This window comes from Binatus sp. (SeqCode) (assembly GCF_036522015.1).
Lineage (GTDB): Bacteria > Desulfobacterota > Binatia > Binatales > Binataceae > Binatus.
Map to the genome: position 1 here is coordinate 1 of NZ_DATDGQ010000049.1, position 13,043 is coordinate 13,043.

Annotated in this window: 14 protein-coding genes; 7 read left to right on the plus strand and 7 right to left on the minus strand. The window is 60.1% G+C overall.

The genetic code is table 11. The features are described 5' to 3' along the window. The first annotated feature begins 210 nt into the window (after positions 1–210). Positions 211–879 (plus strand): ABC transporter substrate-binding protein, encoded by a 669-nt coding sequence (locus tag VIW95_RS02000; protein ID WP_331583499.1) that lies wholly within the window; start codon positions 211–213, stop codon positions 877–879. Between the two features lie 51 nt (positions 880–930). Here the strand turns inward: VIW95_RS02000 and VIW95_RS02005 are convergent, their stop codons facing one another. Together VIW95_RS02005 and VIW95_RS02010 are read right to left on the minus strand one after the other, a co-directional pair. Next, positions 931–1,773, minus strand: coding sequence for an SPFH domain-containing protein (locus tag VIW95_RS02005; RefSeq protein ID WP_331583502.1), 843 nt, complete (start codon positions 1,771–1,773; stop codon positions 931–933). A 154-nt stretch (positions 1,774–1,927) separates the two neighbouring features. Continuing rightward, positions 1,928–4,168 (minus strand): choice-of-anchor D domain-containing protein, encoded by a 2,241-nt coding sequence (locus VIW95_RS02010; RefSeq protein WP_331583504.1) that lies wholly within the window; start codon positions 4,166–4,168, stop codon positions 1,928–1,930. Between the two features lie 113 nt (positions 4,169–4,281). On the opposite strand from VIW95_RS02010, the gene def reads away from it, so the two are divergent. Then, positions 4,282–4,827: a peptide deformylase gene (gene def, locus VIW95_RS02015; RefSeq protein ID WP_331583506.1), complete on the plus strand. Its 546-nt coding sequence runs from the start codon at positions 4,282–4,284 to the stop codon at positions 4,825–4,827. A 22-nt stretch (positions 4,828–4,849) separates the two neighbouring features. Here def and VIW95_RS02020 read toward each other — a convergent pair whose 3' ends face one another. Further along, positions 4,850–5,140 carry a hypothetical protein gene (locus VIW95_RS02020; RefSeq protein WP_331583508.1) on the minus strand — a complete coding sequence of 97 codons (291 nt, stop codon included), beginning with the start codon at positions 5,138–5,140 and terminating at the stop codon, positions 4,850–4,852. A 164-nt stretch (positions 5,141–5,304) separates the two neighbouring features. Between VIW95_RS02020 and VIW95_RS02025 the strand changes: the two genes are divergently transcribed. From VIW95_RS02025 to VIW95_RS02040, 4 genes are read left to right on the plus strand one after another with little or no spacing between them, the layout of a single operon-like run. Continuing rightward, on the plus strand, positions 5,305–6,309 hold the full coding sequence (locus VIW95_RS02025) for an ABC transporter ATP-binding protein (RefSeq protein ID WP_331583510.1): 1,005 nt from the start codon (positions 5,305–5,307) through the stop codon (positions 6,307–6,309). Further along, entirely contained in the window at positions 6,309–7,145 is an 837-nt protein-coding gene (locus VIW95_RS02030) for an ABC transporter permease subunit (RefSeq protein WP_331583512.1), read from the plus strand. The genes VIW95_RS02025 and VIW95_RS02030 overlap by 1 nt, the downstream gene beginning before the upstream one ends. Next, the gene (locus tag VIW95_RS02035; RefSeq protein ID WP_331583514.1) at positions 7,127–8,563 is read left to right on the plus strand and encodes a Gldg family protein; all 1,437 of its coding nucleotides are present in this window, start codon (positions 7,127–7,129) and stop codon (positions 8,561–8,563) included. The genes VIW95_RS02030 and VIW95_RS02035 overlap by 19 nt, the downstream gene beginning before the upstream one ends. After that, positions 8,560–9,102 (plus strand): DUF4340 domain-containing protein, encoded by a 543-nt coding sequence (locus tag VIW95_RS02040; protein ID WP_331583516.1) that lies wholly within the window; start codon positions 8,560–8,562, stop codon positions 9,100–9,102. Before VIW95_RS02035 ends, VIW95_RS02040 begins: the two co-directional genes overlap by 4 nt. A gap of 172 nt (positions 9,103–9,274) precedes the next feature. Here VIW95_RS02040 and VIW95_RS02045 read toward each other — a convergent pair whose 3' ends face one another. The 3 genes from VIW95_RS02045 to nthB are packed head-to-tail and all read right to left on the minus strand — an operon-like array spanning position 9,275 to position 10,866. Further along, entirely contained in the window at positions 9,275–9,553 is a 279-nt protein-coding gene (locus VIW95_RS02045; protein ID WP_331583518.1) for a nitrile hydratase accessory protein, read from the minus strand. Next, entirely contained in the window at positions 9,550–10,155 is a 606-nt protein-coding gene (nthA, locus tag VIW95_RS02050; protein WP_331583520.1) for a nitrile hydratase subunit alpha, read from the minus strand. Before nthA ends, VIW95_RS02045 begins: the two co-directional genes overlap by 4 nt. A 6-nt stretch (positions 10,156–10,161) precedes the next feature. Next, the gene (nthB, locus tag VIW95_RS02055) at positions 10,162–10,866 is read right to left on the minus strand and encodes a nitrile hydratase subunit beta (protein ID WP_331583522.1); all 705 of its coding nucleotides are present in this window, start codon (positions 10,864–10,866) and stop codon (positions 10,162–10,164) included. Positions 10,867–11,001: 135 nt separating this feature from the next. Here nthB and VIW95_RS02060 point away from each other — a divergent pair, with 135 nt between their 5' ends. Further along, positions 11,002–11,541 carry a hypothetical protein gene (locus VIW95_RS02060; RefSeq protein WP_331583524.1) on the plus strand — a complete coding sequence of 180 codons (540 nt, stop codon included), beginning with the start codon at positions 11,002–11,004 and terminating at the stop codon, positions 11,539–11,541. 16 nt (positions 11,542–11,557) lie between these two features. Here VIW95_RS02060 and VIW95_RS02065 read toward each other — a convergent pair. Further along, the coding region (locus VIW95_RS02065; protein ID WP_331583526.1) for a hypothetical protein at positions 11,558–13,043 on the minus strand (1,486 nt) is incomplete at its 5' end.

Sequence of the window (13,043 nt, forward strand, 5' to 3'; positions counted from 1 at the left end):
GATCTTCAATCAAACGACGATCAACAGTCGGACCTGGGCCGTGGATGAAGGCGGGACGGCGCTGTCGGATACAGTGACGAATCGATGGCTGGCGGAAAGCTGCACGCGCAAACCGTCAGACGGCGACGTGGACGACCGCAAGCTGTTCAAGAACGGTCCCGCGCTGCAATAGTCGGAAACCACTTTCGTTGTTTTCAAAGGATGGCGCGATTGAAATTTAATTTACCAATAGTCGCGCTTGGCGCGCTGCTGTTATGTACGTCCGCTGCTCCGGCTGTCGCCCAGGCGCCGACGCAGGTGTCGGTCTCCTCTGATGACGCGACCGCGTCGGTGAAAACGATCATCGATCAGTCGATCGTCGTGTTCAAGGATCAGCAGATTTCCGCGCCCGATCGCGAGAAGAAACTTCGCGGGATTGCCGAAAGCCATTTCGATTTTGCCGAGATGTCGAAATCGGCCATCGGATACCATTGGAAAACCCTGACGCCCGCGCAGCAGACCGAATTCGTACAGCTGTTCACGACCTTTATCGAGGATGCGTACCTGTCGCGGATCGAATCGTATTCGGTCGAGAAGATTAACCAGCAGATCCAATCTTCGATGATTCAATTCATCAAGCAGACCAGCGAGGGCCCCGACTACGCCACGGTGTACAGCACGGTGGTGTTGCAGGACCGCAAAAATCCGATCGCGGTGAACTACCTGATGCGCGACGACGGCAGCGAATGGAAGATTTACGACATTACGATTGACGCGATCAGCGTAATCGCCAACTACCGCAACCAGTTCAACCGCGTCCTCAACAACGACGGCTACGACAAGCTCGTCAGCCTGCTCCGCCAGAAAATCCAGGGCCTCCAGCAGCAAGCCACCAACTAGCAGCAAGCACCGCGCGCGTGATTGTCCCCCTTCCCTCAAGGGAAGGGGGCGTTACTGCTTGCCCTCCTGCCCCATCTTCATCGTGCCGACTATCGGCACGCCCATCGGACCTACCGGAATATATACTTCCGTATGGTTGGGTGAGTTGACCATTTTCTGCTGCGCCTGGATCGCTTCGTATTGAACGTAGAGCGGCGTCAGTTTCTGGTTGATCGTGTCCATCGCCTTGGCGACGCCTTCCGCCTCCGCCTCTCGAATCTGCGCCTTGGCTTTTGCAGTCTGAATTTCGATGGTCGTCTGCTCGAGCACCTGCGTCGCCGCCAGTTTATTCGCCACCGACTGAGCCACCGTTTCGGGATATTGAATGTTGCCGATGACGACGCTGATGATTGTGAACGGAGTGTCTTTGGTCAGCTTCAAAATTCGGTCCTGCACCGCGGAGCCAATGACATCGATGTTGTCCTTGATATCCAGCCCGTCGTATTTCTGAACCTCGTCGCGCGTGTAAGTCCTGAATGGTTCCTTGATGAAGTTGTTGTAGGCGGAAGCGAGTGGATTCTCGCCGGTCTCGCCATACTTCTCGACAAAGACCTTGACGTTCTCAGGATCTATCTTCCACAGCAGGTGGGCCTGGAACTCTATGTGCAGATTGTCCTTGGCGAGCACGGCGGTCGGACCGACAAACTGCTCGGTGCTCGTATTCGGCGTAACGGAAATGTTGGTGACCTCGAGCATCCAGCCAAGGCCGGTCGAAGTCGGCCCGGTTTGGAGTTCGTAGAATCGCGCGGGCATCGTGTACGGATGCTTGGTGACGTAGCCGACGTAGCCCGCCGGCGTGGATGGATTCGTGCATCCGATGATTCCAAGAGCCAACACCGCAAGTAGTCGTCGCATTCTTGTCCTCCCTCTGAGTCCGGCAAAGGCTCCCGCCGGCGACTACCGCATAGTATGCGAAACCCGCTGTGGGTTTCAGCAGGGGTGACCTCCTTCGGCTTCGCTCAGGACAGGCTCTGCGCCCGAGGTTAAGACGAAGATGCGGGCTTCGGGATCACTTTCCGGAGCCGGTGGCCGTTACGTTCTTTGACGGGTGCTTCGGGTCGTCGCTGATGATCGTCAGAGTTTGTGGAGATGTCGCGCCTTTGGTGGTCGGCTGAAATTTCACGGTTACGTTTTGGGTCTTGCCCTTGGCCAGATTGAAGGTGCCGTTGCCGGCGACGGTGAACGGTGCAACGAGAGTTCCAATCGTTACCTGTAGCGGGGCCTTGCCAGTGTTTTTAACCTTGAGCTTTTTGCTCGGGCTCGAGTTGACCTTCACCGTGCCGAAACTCAGGTTGCCGGAGACGCTCAAGGTTCCGAACGGCGGTGTGGGAGTGGCAGTCGGCGTCGCAGTCTGAGTTGCGGTGGCGGTCGGTGTTAGCGTTGCAGTGGCGGTCGCAGTCTCAGTCGGCGTCGCGCTCGAGGTTGGGGTGGCTGTGTCCGTGGCAGTCGGAGTTGCCGACGTAGTTGGAGTTCCTGACGCGCTCGCGGTGGGCGAGGCAGATGCGGTCGGCGTTGCCGACGTGGTCGGCGTCGCGGAAACCGTGACGGTCGCGGTCGCGGTAGTTGTGGCAGTGGCCGTCGCAGTGGGCGTAGCGGTCGCAGTCGCGGTCGCAGTCGAGGTCGGAGGCGCGATGACTCGCGCCTCGGCGATCGACGTCCCCCAGTTAAGTCCTGTCGTCGCGCTCGTGGCGTACTCTGCCGCCACCCAAATCGCAGTTTGATCGCTTGGATCGACTCCGGCGCCCGAATAGTCGCCCCATCGGAAGGGCCCTTTAGTGGTGTCGTTGCTGTTGTAAGCCTTTGCACCCGCCTGAAAAAGCACCGGCGTTCCGAGCGTGTTCATCGGATCGCCGGCGAGCCGCCCGTCAACGTAGGCCGACGGGAACTCGGCCGAGGACGATTGGCTGAAGGAGGTGATCAGGTCGTCGGAGCTGTCGAGATCGACTGAAGGATAGTAGTCGAAGAAATTCTTGGTGCCGAATGAGAAATCCTGGTTCAGCACCGGGTTGACGCCGCCCGTCAGCACCTCGAAGAATTGCAGGCAACTCCGTATCGTAGTGTCTCCAGTCGGCTGGCAGGTGTCGTTTCCCGACGTCCACAACTGCCCGTCGCGAAAGACCGCATCCAGCAGACGCGAATCTCCCGTATCGATATTGTGGGATCCGTTCTTCTGCGGCGCGCTCGGCGGATCGGTAAACGAGGTGACCGCTATAGGAGAGTTGAATGCCATGCTCCCCGGAGGAACTCCCGTAACGGACCAGATGTTCATTGTGCTCTCGAATGCCGAGACCATCCAGAGCGTCGAAGTTGACGAGCGGCTTTTGGCCGGAATGATTGGGAAGCCGCTGTCGTCCGCGGCCGGCGCAGTGAAATCTGTGTCAACCATCGTGTCGCCGGCGAGCAGCTCGCTCTTGTTCCATACCAGGAACTCATTGCCTTCGTATGGCCCGGTGTTGCAGTTGGGACTGCACGAGAACGCGTTGCCGCCGGTAACGATCTTGTCGTCGTTAAATCCGAGCGACGGCTGATCCGGAAAGTCATTGCCGGTGGTATCAATCGCGTATGTGTTGAAGCCGTCGAGCGGATTCGAATCGTTCGAGACCGCAAGGTTGAAAAATCCATCCGAGGCGGTGGTGATATCGGTAGAATTGAGAATCACCATCGAAACGTACCATCGGTTGGCAATCGTGTCGTACTGAATTCTTGGATCGCTCGAGAACAAGTCGGGATTCATATTGAAAAGGTGATTGAGATTGAACGTCGCCAATATGGTGCCCCCGCTCTTGTCGTAAATCTTTCCGGCGACGTTTATCACTTCGAAAATCTGGGTCGGGCCTGCCGCCACCTGCGTGTCCGGCGGCTCGCAGTCGGGACCGCATTGCGAGTCCGGAAATCCAAGGCCGGTGAAACTGTTCGAGAAGGTCGGCGTGGTGGTCAATGCGAGTGTCGCGATTGAGGGAAGGTCGGGGAGCATCGCGCCAGTGTCGATCGCAGCTTTGCGTTGGCGATAGGCGGCGGGATCAGCGACGCGGAAGGGTCGCAGATGCCGGCTAACGGTCGCCGTCGCCGGCGGCAATTCCAGTGGATATACAGTTCCGGTGCGTATCGCGAGCAGATGTTGCGGCTGCCTCGCCGCCGGGAGCGATTGAATCGCGGCGCCGCCCGCGCGCGCTGGAAGCGAGGTCCATGACGCGACGAAGGCGAAAAACAGGACGATCGCGAACGCCGCAACGGCTCGTCGCGGCGTCAAGACGGGTTTTCGACGGTCACTCATCAACTACCAAGCCGATATAATGTATGCGATAGCAGGCGGTGGCTACAATCGCTTTTCACCTTAAACGCACCGCGAAGTGAGGTTACGCGATGATTTTGAAAGTTGCACGTCTCGGGTTTCCGTCGCTCAGGACCGCGTCCAGCCCGGTGCCGGCCGATCGGATCAAAACCAGGGAATTTCAGCGGCTGATCGACGACATGATCGAGACGATGTACGAGTACAGCGGCGTCGGACTCGCTGCCCCGCAGGTCCATCTGCCGATTCAACTTGCCGTGCTCGAGGTGCATGACCATCCGCGGCATCCCGACATGCCGGACGTGCCGCTGACGGTTCTGGTCAATCCGATCGTGAAGATTCTCGACCAGGCGTTGGTCGAAGATTGGGAGGGATGCCTGAGCGTGCCGGAACTTCGCGGCCGCGTGCCTCGGTTCAAGCAGCTACGCGTCACGGCCCTGGGGCGCAACGCGGAACCGATCGAGATTGTCGCGTCCGATTTCCACGCACGCGTGATACAGCACGAGACCGATCATCTGAAGGGCGAAGTTTACCTGGACCGGATGCCGGATCTGCGCGCGCTGGGGTTCTTGCAGGAATGGCAGAGATACATGCTGAAGCCGGAGCCGACCGAGGATTGAGTGCGGAACTCGATAGGGACCTCTACTTCGCCGGCGGCGGGATCACCGGCATCTTGCCGGTGGCCTTGAATTCGGCGATCGCCTTGCGCATCTCCTCGTTCTGGGCGGCCAGGATGCTTTGCTCGTTCTGGACCTTCGAGAGCTGCGCCTTGAGTTGCTCGTTTTCGCTTTGAAGCTTGAGCAATTGGTCGTTGAGCTGCGAGACCTGCTGCGTCTGCTGGTCGATCTGTGCGCGATAGCCGCTCGAATAGAAGTAGAACAGCAGCGCAGCAACTATCGCGACGATCAATCCGCCAATCAGCAGTCGTCCCATTTTTTTAACCGCTCCTGTGACGTCAGAATAGCCGATTGGCCCGCGAAAAAACTGAATTGACTTCCCTGGTCAGCCGTCTCTAGAATGCCGTGGATCGATTGGAACACACTTCTTGCCGGGCGCCATTTGCAATAGATTGACAGTTATGCACGATACCGGCGCCAGTGAACGCGGGATGGGTGAAGTTCGCGCGCGGCAGGGCTAAAGCAGGCTTCATGATAGAGGTCCAGGAACTAACCAAATATTTCGGCGCCACCCTCGCCGTTAACCACGTTTCGTTCAAGGTCGAGAAGGGCGAGATCATCGGATTGCTGGGCCCCAACGGCTCGGGCAAGACGACCATCATGCGGATCCTGACCGGATTTTTTCCGGCGACTTCCGGACGCGCGATGATCGGCGGGCTCGACGTCGCCGAGCACTCGCTTGAGACGCGGCGGCGAGTCGGCTACCTGCCGGAGAACATGGTGCTGTATCCCGACCTCAGCGTCGATGCGCTGCTCGAGTTCGGCGCGCGCGTGCGTGAGATCGATCCGAAAACGACGCGCGACCGAATCGAATATTCGCTCGATACCTGCGGCCTCAGCGACGTGCGGCGCAAGCTTATCGGCAAACTGTCGAAGGGCTATCGGCAGCGGGTCGGAATCGCGCAGGCAATCCTGAGCGATCCCGAAGTGCTGATTCTCGACGAGCCGACGGTTGGACTCGATCCGCGGCAGGTGGTGGAAATTCGCGAGCTGATCCGTTCGCTGGCGGGACATTCTACCGTGCTGCTCTCGACGCATATCCTGCCCGAAGTGAACATGACCTGCCGGCGAGTGGTGATTATCGATCGCGGCCGAATCGTCGCACAGGACACGCCCGAGCAACTGACGGCGAAATTGCAAGGCAGCGATCAGACGCTGATCACGGTGGCGGGTCCGTCACCGGCGGTGCGCGAGGCGTTGACCGGCGTCATGTTTGTGCAACGGCTCGAGGACCGGCCGGTCGAGGCCGGCTCGAACGGCGTGTGCTCGTTCGTCGCGTATTCGAGCGGGCATGGCGACGAAGTGCGCTCGGCGCTGGCGGCGTGCGTCGTGCAGCATGGATGGAGTCTGCTCGAAGTCAAGGCGATGGCGCTCAGTCTGGAAGATTTGTTCATGCGGCTGGTCACCAAGGAAGAGCGGGTTTAATGGCTAACGGTGCAGCAACGCTGGATGTAACTGGTTCGGCGACGGAGTCGCGACGCGCGGCGATCCGCGCGGCGGGGACGGGATTTTCGATCGGCCGGATGCTCGCGGTGACGCGCAAGGAATTGCGCTCGTACTTCGCCTTTCCGCTGGTGTACGTGCTGTCGGGCGTGTTCCTGGTTCTGGCGGGCTACTATGCGTACACCGACCTGGTTTTCTTCGTCACGATCGCGTTCGCCAAAGACATCATCCAGAATTACTGGCAGCTCTTGTTCTCCGACATCCGGCTCTGCCTGATGCTGACGCTGCCGTTTATGACGATGCGGCTGTTCGCGGAGGAGCGGAAGCTCGGCACGATCGAACTGCTGTACACCTATCCGCTGCGCGACGGCGAAATACTCGGCGGCAAGTACCTGGCGTCGGTCGCGATCTTCGTCATGATGCTAGCGCTGACGACGCTCTACACGGTTTACATTTACAGTATCCACTGGTTCCCGCTGTTCCCGTTGTTCGCCGGCTACCTGGGCTTGCTGCTGATTGGCTGCGCTTTTATCGCATGCGGCGTGTTCATTTCGTCGCTGTGCGAGAGCCAGGTGATGGCGGGGATGGGCACGATCACGCTGCTGCTGTTTTTCTGGATTCTCAACTGGAACGAGGCGGCGTTTACCAACTCGTGGCTTGAATTGCTGCGCGCGTTTTCGCTGTTCGATCAGTTCGGCGGCTTTGCCAAGGGCGTAATCGATCTCGATCACGTCACCTACTTTATTTTCTTCATCATCTTTTTCCTGTTTCTCACGCAGCGCTCGATGGAGGCACGCAAGTGGACGGGCCGGCGCTAAAAGATTCGTCGTCGGCTCAGCGCCGCTCGATCTGGATAAACTACGCGGTGCTGCTCTACACCGTGATCGCGTTTGGCGCGGTGCTGTTCGTCGCCAATGCGATAGTCTCCACGCGCAACATCCGCTGGGACCTGACGCCGCAAAAGCAATACTCGCTTTCGGATTTCGACAAGCGCGTGCTCGGCGGACTGACGCACAACGTCAAGGTGATGGCGTTTGTGCGGACCGAGGATCCCGCCTACCTGGAACTCGCGGACCTGCTGTTCCAGGCGGCCGCGTTCACGCCGCATCTCACCTACCAGGTGATCGACGTCAACAAGGCGCCTGGCCTGGCGCGCGAATACGGCGTGTCGAGCTATGGCGAGGTGATCGTGGAGTCGCAGGGCCGGCGCCGCGATTTCGATAATGCGCGCTCGGACGAGCTGATTCCGGCCATTCTGCAAATCTCCGCCGACGCCAACAAGCACGTCTATTTCACGATCGGGCACGGCGAGCGGGACCTGTTCAACTCCGATCGCCAACTCGGCTACTCGGAATGGCGCGGGCAGCTCGAGCAGAACAACTATCAGATCGATAACGTGTCGCTGTTCGCCAGCGGCGTGCCCGACGACGCAAAGGTGGTTGTGTCGCTCGGGCCGCAGAAGGACTTCCTGCCCGAAGAACTGGCGGCGCTCGCCAAGTACCTCGGTCACGGCGGGCACTACATCGCGATCATCGATCCGTATGGATCGCCGACGCTGGTCGAGTTCCTGAAAAAATACTACCTCGATTTTATTCCGCAGGTGGTTGTCGATCCGGCGTATCGCCTGACTGCCGGCGAAATTCTCACCACGCAGATTCCGTTGCGCTCCGAAACCAACCCGATAAGCCGTTCGATGACCGCGCCGGCCGTATTTTCGCTCGGGCGCGGCGTGATGGTGACCGGTGCGGTCGGCGCGACCGCGCCAGGCGATTTGAAGATCGCGGACGAGGACAAGTTCCTCTCGTCGTCGCATGAGAGCTGGGCGTCCGGCGATCCCAATGCGTTAACGACCGGAATCACCGAGTACAAGGCGGGCCGCGACATCAAGGGGCCGATTCCGGTGGCCTCAGAGATCGACTTCACGCCGGCGTCGAATCCGCATATCCCGCTGCAGCAGATGACGCGGCTGGTGGGAATCGGCAGCAGCGCGTTCGCATCGAACCAGTTTGTCGAGATGCTGGGGAATCGCGACCTGGCGGTGAGCCTGATCAACGAGCTTGCGGGCGACGAGATGCTGATCGCGAGCCGCGAACGGCTCAACAAGAGCGAGACCGCCGCTTTCTATATCAGCGATCAGGAGGCGCGCCACGTGCTGGTGCTGGGATCGGTGGTCGAACCGGCGATCCTGTTCCTGATCGCGATCACGGTGATGGTGCGCAGGAGGTTTTTTGCGTGAGCGTGCGTCCTGCAATCTTCTACACGATCGCGTTTTTTATCCTGCTGCCGATTTATTTCTGGATTCAGCCGAGCATCAAGCCGGCCGGCGCGCTCGAGGAGAAACAAGAGAGCCTCTTGAAGCTGAACGGTATCGACGCGATCACGGTGACGAGCGGCGCCGAATCGCTGCGCTTTCAGAAGGACAAGGACGGCAAGTTCTATAACCTGGTCGCGCCGCCAGGAAAATTCGTGCCGCACGACTTGATGGACGCGATGGCGTCGCTGCTGACGAATGCGAAGTCAGTCGAAGTGGTGGCGGAAGATACCACCGATCTCGCACAATTCGGACTCGACCATCCGAAGTCGGAAGTGACTATCGAGGGGCCGGGCCAACCGCAGCCGATCAAGATAGCGTTCGGCAACGAAAACCCGACGCATACGGCGATCTACGCGCAAATCGAAGGAATCCCGAAAGTGTTTCTACTGGGCCAGAACATCGAGTACTACCAGTCGCTGATGTTCCAGTGGATCGAAGGCAAGCAGGGCAAGAGCGCGTAACTCTTTTCTGTGCTCTCCATCCTTGTGTCATTCTGAGCCGCCGCGGCGAAGAATCTCGACGGGCGTTCTTACGACCGGCGCTCGCCTGTAAGCGCTACGCGCGAGATCCTTCGCTGCGTTCAGGATGACACAAAAAAAACGACGGCGCAGAGACGCGCGTGCATTTGCCGAGTTAGTGCGCGAGGCCTTTTTCGTCGAGCAATCTTTCCAGCGCGTGCAGGAAGTGATCGTAATATTCGCCGTGATCGGAGGTGCCGTCGCGGGCGCGGATCCGGTCTGAGGCGCGGACTTCGGCGATCAGGCGATCGCGAAATTCGTCCCAGGTGAAATGCCCCGCTTGGGAAAGCTGCAGCGCGATTGCGAATGCGCGCGCTTCCCACGGGGCGCTGAAGACATGGTCCCGGTCCAGGCGCGCCGCTTCGATTAACTCGTTGAGCGCTGCGTCGCTCATGCGCGCGGCGCCTCGACCTTCGCCACTCCGACCATCGAGTCTCGCGTCACGATTGCAGCGAGTTCGCCCTCGCTCATCTTCGCGGTCCCCTTCGGGCGCTGTGGGATCACCAGGTAACGAATTTCCGCGCTCGAATCCCACACCCGGATTTCGACATCGCCTGGCAGCTCGAGGCCGAAATCCTCGAGCACGCCGCGCGGATCACTGACCGCTCGCGAGCGGTACGCGAAGCTCTTGTACCAGACCGGCGGCAAACCCAGCACCGGCCACGGGTAGCATGAGCACAGGGTGCATACCACGAGATTGTGAATGCGCTCGGTGTTCTCGACGGCGACCAGATGGCCGCCCTCGGGACCGGCGAATCCCAATTCCGCAACGGCGCTGGTCGCGTCGGCGAGCAGGCGCTTGCGATACGCGGGATCGGTCCATGCTTTTGCGACGACCCGCGCGCCGTTGCGCGGACCGACGCGAGTCTCGTAGGTGTCGACGATCGCGTCGATCGCCGCGGGATCGAGCAATCCCTTTTCCGTGAGCAGGGCTTCCAGAGCCTTCACGCGCGCGGCCGGCCCGCTATCGTCGGTATTATGATGATCCTCACTCATTTTTTTTCAGTGTCTACCCGTCTGTCCCGCCTTCTTGCGGTTCGCGGTTTTGGCATTCGACTTCGATGCGAGCGGTTCCAAATAGTCTTCCCACAAATCTATGAACACCCGCTCGCGGCTGCCTGCGGGTTTGCCCCACAGCTCGCGCGCGTCGAACGAGACCGAATAACAATGTTGCGGCTTGGTGCCTGCGTGATGCGCGTTGGTGTCGGGGAAAACGAATACTCCCCAGTCGCGCGCGACGACGCCGGCCTTGCCGCGCGCGTAGCGCGGCAGACGCGTGTGTCCGACAGGATTCAGGTTGCGCGCGCGGACGCGAGCACCTTTGACATAGCGCGCTCGCTGCGGCTTCGCTGTGCTCTTAACCGGGCTCGGACCGTGCGTCGCGACGCCACTCGCGATCAGAGCCGGGTCGATCGACGCATCCTGCAGTGCGAGCAGTTCTTCGCGCGTCACCACCCCACGCTCGACGAGGATCGTCTCGGCCGCCGCGAGCCATCGTTCATAATAGCTCGACGCCAGATAGCGCGCGGGCGGAATCCGCTCGATCGCGTGACGGAACTCGTCGAGGTTGACCTGCGCGGAGCCCATCACGGAACCCACGAGGGCATACATCCGGCGCTCCCAGTCGGCGTGAAAGACGGGTTCATTCGGTTCGGGAAGGACCGGTCCGAAACCGTCCATTCCGCCCATGTCATGCACGCCGTTCATCGCGGTGATTATCGTGGAGACTTGCCGACGCGGGCAAGGGCAAGATAGAACGCCTGCGCTGAATGCGTCGCTGCGTGGTAATTTAGCTTCTCTTGTTAGCTTTAGTATAGCTCTGATAAGCTCGCCGAACAGCCGATGAAATCAAATCGTCAATCCGATCGACTGCAAGCTGCGTGGCCCTTCGACCTTCGGGTCTTCGCCGTGATGGCCGGACTCTGGGGTGTGTGCCTTGCGATCATCGCGTCGATTCCTGCGATCGATGTGGACCTGGTCGATCCAATCGAGACGATATTCGCCGGCGTGCGATTCAACGGCTACGACGCGCGCCTGGTGCTGATGGTCGAAGCCGGAATATTCGCGGCGATCGCGGTCGGAGTTTTTTTTCGTCAGCGATGGGGACTATTGCTGGCGCTCTGCTACATGGTCGAAGTCGTGATGAGCCACCTGGTGTTCGTGATCGCGTATTTGCCGATGCGGTCGGAATGGGAGAATGTGCGCGCGGTCGCATCGCAGGGACCGATGATGGTGCTGATCACACTGTACCTCTGGATCCGCGCATGCGATTTGATTTTCGACCCGACTGCGCCGGATGAGCGTCCGCGTCCCGCGCCCGGCGTGAGTCGCGCGAATACCGGACGCGGCGATGTCGCCGCTTTGGCGGGCGGCGGAAAATAGCACGCCGCGCTCGCCATCAGTTGCCGACGGCGAAGAGAGTCGCGTTCTGGATCGCGTACACTGTGCCGTCAACCCCGATGACGGTCGGCGTGTAAGCCTCATCGAGGCCCGTCGTCAGCATCACCGGCGTTGACAGAACATTGGCCGACAGATTCCAGCGATACAGGTTGCCGTCTTCGCTGTTGACCATGATCGAGCCGCTGACCGGATCGACCCCTGCCGAGTTGATGCACCATTCCTTGACGCCCGGGCCGTCCCCGTCAGGCGTCGGTCCCAGGACGGTCTGGACTTCATTCATCACCGTCACCCCGGTCACCGGATCCGTTTCGGTGGCATTGGGATCGAGCACCGCAACCTTGTTCAATCCGTCGCCGCCGGCACCGGAGTAGTTGTTGTACTTCGTCGCCAGCAGATAGCTCGAGGTGCCGCTGTAGGCCGGGATGGCCGAGCTCGGAACTACCGAGGCTGTGGTGTCCCAGCCGAAAGCGCCGGGAGTCTTCGATTGCGACAGCGTGGCGTTGAAGTGCAGCAACCATCCGCGGTTATGATTCTCGCTACAGCAGGGATTCTCGAGCGTTCCGAAATAAACGTCGCCATCGGGACCGACGGTGGGCGACGCCGAGCTGCTGCTGGGGATGCTCGCGTCGTTGCCGGAGTCAGGATCTTTAAGCCGCACGTTGGCGATCGGCGCGAGCGTGCGGCTATTTAGCGCAACCAGGTAACCCGCGCTGGCGCCGGTGACGGTGACATAAAGAGTTGCCAGGTCCGGGCTCAGCGCAGGCGCGCTATTCAACGCGACGCCGGTCGCGGTCTGATCGCCGGCCGCGACAGTCGCCGCAATCCACGTTCCTTGCCCGCCGGCGTCGATGCGGGCGATACCGCTCGTCAGTTTTTTGTGATGAAGATCGCGCAAAGCGCCCGACTTTCTGAGCACCAGAAAGCCGAAATAGAGGTTGCCGGCTGAATCGGCGGTGAGCGGGGTATTGATGATGACCCAGGAGTTAAATTTCTTGCGATGCTTTTGGTAGTTTTTCTCCCCGAAGAAGAAGAGCTGGCTCCGACAGTTGCCGGAGCCTGAACAAACCGCGTCCGGACTGTCGCGAAAATAAACGGTGCCGCCTATTCCGGGAAAATAGAGTCGCGGTTGCGAAGTCAGCACCGGGCCGAAGATCGAAATCTGGGCACTCGTGGGCAGAACGTAGTCGGTGGGGAGCGTCCAAATCAGACTGCCGTCGGCCGCGGCTCGCGCGTCGACGCGGAAGCCGCCTGTCGCGCCGGTCTTAACCGGCACGATCACCGTGTTCGCGGCGGTAACCATCGGACTGCCGTAGTGCGCCGTGATATTGCCGCTGCTCTGCGGTTTCAGATCGACCGGGGTCGTCCACGTGATTTGGCTCAGCGTTTGCGACGCGACCGGCGAATTCGCACTGTGCTGAGCATCATGCGCAAAGCCGTTCCATTGGGCGAAGGCCGGCGCGGCGGGGAAGAGCGCAGTCGCGAAC